3 protein-coding genes and 1 pseudogene are annotated in these 4,209 nt (G+C 68.6%); all 4 read right to left on the bottom strand.

The genetic code is table 11. From position 1 onward, the window contains the following. A pseudogene (locus tag U9978_RS21775) lies at window positions 1-319 on the bottom strand (hypothetical protein); the annotation flags it as partial. Continuing rightward, window positions 313-1,659, bottom strand: a complete 1,347-nt coding sequence (locus tag U9978_RS21780; protein ID WP_322763009.1) for an ATP phosphoribosyltransferase regulatory subunit — start codon at window positions 1,657-1,659, stop codon at window positions 313-315. The gene U9978_RS21780 and the pseudogene U9978_RS21775, both read right to left, overlap by 7 nt. Window positions 1,660-1,890: 231 nt before the next feature. Beyond that, the gene (locus tag U9978_RS21785) at window positions 1,891-2,085 is read right to left on the bottom strand and encodes a hypothetical protein (RefSeq protein WP_322763010.1); all 195 of its coding nucleotides are present in this window, start codon (window positions 2,083-2,085) and stop codon (window positions 1,891-1,893) included. A 303-nt stretch (window positions 2,086-2,388) separates the two neighbouring features. Next, entirely contained in the window at window positions 2,389-3,975 is a 1,587-nt protein-coding gene (locus U9978_RS21790; RefSeq protein ID WP_322763011.1) for a sulfatase, read from the bottom strand. Between the last annotated feature and the right edge of the window lie 234 nt (window positions 3,976-4,209).

Genomic DNA, 4,209 nt, shown 5'->3' on the forward strand with positions numbered 1-4,209 from the left:
GGGTGGGCCGGGCGAATTTCTCCCGGTCGCCGTCGACGATGTCGTCGTGGATCGCCAGGACATCGCGGACGACCTGGGGAAGGAACACCACATCGCCGATCTCGTCGAGCAGCGCCCCGCCGAGCGTCGCCCGGTCGGCGCCGTAGCCGACGAGTAGCAGCAGCGGGCGGGGCAGTAGCCCGTCCCCGCCGGCGTAGGCGAGGTATGCCTGCGACAGCTCATGCAAGGCCGGCAGCCGGGTGGCGGTCCAGTCGGTGAGCAGCCGGCGGTAGCGGGCCGCCAGGGTGGGGGAGACTGCCGCAAACAGGTCGCTCAGCATGCGCGCACCTCACTGATATGGCGGGCGGCGGTGTAGCCGGCGATCCGGGTCGGGTCGGCGGTGTCACCGACCCAGATGTCGACCCGCCGGTCAGGGCGCAGCCGGTCCGCGGCCGCGCGGGCGTGCAGGTAGCCGGCGACCGGACCCTGCCCGCCCGGGGGGACCAGCAGGATCTCGGCGCTGGCAGGATCGAACCGGTCCACCGTAGTGCGCGCGGCCGACCCGGTGAACACGCCCAGCTCGGCGAGGGTGGCAACAACCCGCTCGACCCCGAACGCGAACCCGGTGCTGGGCACCGCGGCCGGGCCGTCGGGCGGCAGGAAATGCCCGACGAGTTTGTCGTAGCGGCCACCGCCGGCGATCTCCACCTGGGTGCCGGCGCCGGTGGTCACGTCGACCTCGAACGCCAGCCCGGTGTAGTACTCGTGGGAGCGGACCACCCCGAAGTCGACGCTGACCGGGATCCCGACGGCGACCAGGGCGGCCTGCATCTCCGCGAGGGCGTCGAGCTGTTCGCGGGCCGCGCCTCCCAGCGTTGTGCGCACCCGGTCGTCCACATAGCCGGAGGCATGGCCCGCGAGTAGTTCGCAGGCCGCACGCCGTCCGCCGGTCACCCCCCGGTCGTCCAGGAGCCCGGCCAGCGCGGCGCGCAGCCCCGCCGCCCGGCCGGGGTCTTTGCCGGCGCGGCATTCGGCGAGGGCGTCGAGGATCTCCTTGAGCGCAATCGTGGCCTTCCCCACCAGGCCGCAGTCGCCTACCACCTGATTGAAGATCTCCACATTGTTCAGGCGGACGCGGACCGCGGCCGGCGGCACGCCCACGGCGACCAGGCCGTCGCGGATGACAGTCAAGATCTCGACGTCCGCCGCGGGATTCGCCGCGCCGAGGATCTCCACCCCGAACTGGGAGAACTCCCGCCGCTTGGTGGCGCTGAGGGTGTCGACCGGCTCGTTGCGGTGGCACGGTACATCGTAAAAAATCTTCAGGGGCAGGATGAGGTTCCCCTCGCCGGCGAGGCACCCTGCCAGCCAGCGGGCCACCGGCACGGTGCCCTCCGGGATCAGCACCGCGCGACTGCTGCTCGCAACGGCCCGGTAGCCGTCGGCAAAATCGGTGATCTCCACGTGGAACACCCCGGCCGGGTGCCACTCCGGCCACGGGGACAGGCCGATGACGTCTTCCGCGAAACTGCTCGCCCGCTCCAGGATCGGCATGGCCAGCCGCTCATATCCCCGCGCCCGGACCACCTCGGCCAGGACCGCCGTGACGTAGTCCCGGCGCCGTAATTCCGCCCCGAATCGGTCGTGTGTGCCCGCCAGTGGTGCTGTCAGCTGGGACATGCGCGCTCCTTCGCCGCCGCGTCGCCGGCGACACCCGGGTTGCCGGGTTTCCACCGACTGTGAACGATCGACGGCAGGATCGCACGATGGTCCGACACAATCCCGCGGTTGACGACAACGCTGCGTCGACATCCCCGGTAAGACAGACGGAAGCCCCGCACAGTCACACACATAAGATAACTTTTCGTGACTGACATGGCCGTATGAGCACGACACAGGTCGGCCCGAAGGTCAGCACCGGCGGCGCCGCACCGTGTGCGGCCGGGCCGCCTGCGGACCGACGGTGACCCGGGGTTGGTCGCGCGCCCGTTCCGCGGAGCGGTCTATTCCGGTCGCCGCGTTCTGGCAGGACCAGGAGCAGTAGCCGGGCGCACCCACGATCGGGACCAGAACGTCCTCAACGCACCACTGACAGACCACGATCATCGACCCACCCGACCAGGGACAGAACCGGTACGGCGGGCAGCGCCTGGACCGGCATATCGGGCGGGGATGCGCCCCGTGCAGATCCCCCGTTGACTGGCCCCGTATCATCCTGCCACCGGCCCAGCCGGTACTCATCTTATCCACAAGAAAAGTGAGTTTTCCACAGGCAATGCCCGCCCAGCCGGCACCGCCCCTCGGCCTGAGTGCCGCGGGACGGTGCCGGGTGCTGAGTCCGGGGTTGGTGAGTCCGGGGTTGGTGACGCGGTCCGGCCACCTCCGGTCAGTCCGGTCAGTCCGGTCCGGTCAGGTCCGGCAGGACGCTCCGGCGCAGGTGGCGAGCTGGTTCAGCCGCGCGTCGAGCGCAGCGACCAGAGCGGCGTTCTGCGCCTTGCCCGCTGGGGTGGCGAGCAGGTTCGTGAGTTCGTACGGGTCGGCCGCCAGATCGTAAAGCTCGTACTCGTGGACCTTGGGCGCCCGATCAACGTCATACCAGCGGACGTAGAGGTAGCGGTCGGTCCGCAGACCCGTCCACGGTGGCAGGTCCAGATAGTGAGCGGTCGCGTTGGTCACCTGCTCCGCGGCGATCCCGTCCTGGCCGTCCTGGCCGGGGCCCGCGTACTGGCCCAGCAGGTCAGTGCGCCACGACGCCGGTTGCTGCCCGTGCAGCAGGCCGGCGAGCGACTGCCCGTCGACGTCGGCTGGAACTGCCGCGCCGGCCAGCTCCAGGAAGGTCGGGGCAAGGTCGATCTGCGCGACCATGTGGCTGTCCGTACCCGCCTTTATCCCGGGTCCGGCGACCACCAACGGCACCCGCAACGACTCCTCGTACGGGGCCATCTTCTGGACGAGACGGTGGGAACCGAGGTTGTAGCCGTTGTCCGAGGTGAAGACGAGATAGGTATTGTCCAGTTTTCCGGTATCACGCAAGGTAGTCACGATGTTCGCCACCATGTCGTCGAGCGCGTACAGCGAGCCCATCCGGTTCTGGTAGTCCCAGTTGTTGGTGGCCAGCACCTGAGCGGACCGCTCGGTCGCGCTGGACGAGAGCCACCACGGCTTGTCCGAGACATCGGGCTCGAGGAAGTTGGGGCTGTGCGGAGCGGTGGCGCTGGCAAACGGGTTGTGAGCGTCCCGGGGCGCTGGTGGCAGGGGCAGGTGCGGGGCGGTGGACGCCGCGTACCAGAAGAACGGCGTGCCGTCAGTGGCGGCCCGCCGGATGAAGTCCGTGGACTTGGCGGCGACAACATCGGTCGAGTAGTTGGCCGGATTGTCCGGACCGCCGTACTGCACCATCGTGCCGTTCTCGTTCAGCGTGTAGTTGTAGCCGGTGTAGAAATTGTTGTTGACACTGCCGTACCACTCCGACCAGCCCGCCGGAATGTGCTCCGGTTCGTTCTCGATTCCGTTCATGTACTTTCCGGCGAGACCGGTGCGGTACCCGGCGTCATGCAGGTATTTGGCGAAGGTCTTCTCCTCGTTTCCGTTCGCCGCGAACGTGGCCCAGCCACCGACGTCACCGGAGTTGGTGAGCACTCCGGTGTTGTGGCCGTACTTTCCGGTCAGGATCGTGCCGCGGGCCGGGCAGCAGATGGGCGTCGGAGCGAAGCTGTTGGTGAACGTCAACCCACTGTCCCGGATGAGGGCGGCCGTGTGCGGCATAGCCTCCCAGTACGGCGAGGTGGTCGCGTCCAGGTCGTCGGCAAGGATGAACACGAAGTTCGGCCGGCTGTCGCTCTTCGCCACGTTCACCGCAGCCAGCGGCGTGGAACTCGTCGAGGATGGCCCGGTTCGCACCACGGGAATAATCACGGCTGCCATTGCGATGACGCCGAGTACGCCGGCGATGCCGAACCGCGCCCGCCGTCCGAGATATCGATGTCGTGCGGACACCACATGCCTCCTTCTCCGTCCTCCGAGCGGAGCCGGAAACGGCGCGACGTTCGTTCTTGCACGCCGCCGGCGGCCCGCATCCCGAACCACTCGGCAGAGGAACGAAGTCGATCGTGACCACGCCGCGTGTGAACGGCTGGAACGCAGGGTGTGAGTGCGATTCGAAAGCCGGCCCACTACAAAGGACCGCCCGATGTGGTCAGCCCGCAGGCTGCTCGGGCTAGGTCGAGCAGG

This window comes from Protofrankia sp. Cr2, assembly GCF_963555885.1.
GTDB lineage: Bacteria > Actinomycetota > Actinomycetes > Frankiales > Frankiaceae > Protofrankia.

Coding starts and splice junctions, on each gene's coding strand:
- U9978_RS21780 (WP_322763009.1), bottom strand. CDS start 1,659: ATGTCCCAGCTGACAGCACCACTGGCGGGCACACACGACCGATTCGGG.
- U9978_RS21785 (WP_322763010.1), bottom strand. CDS start 2,085: ATGATCGTGGTCTGTCAGTGGTGCGTTGAGGACGTTCTGGTCCCGATC.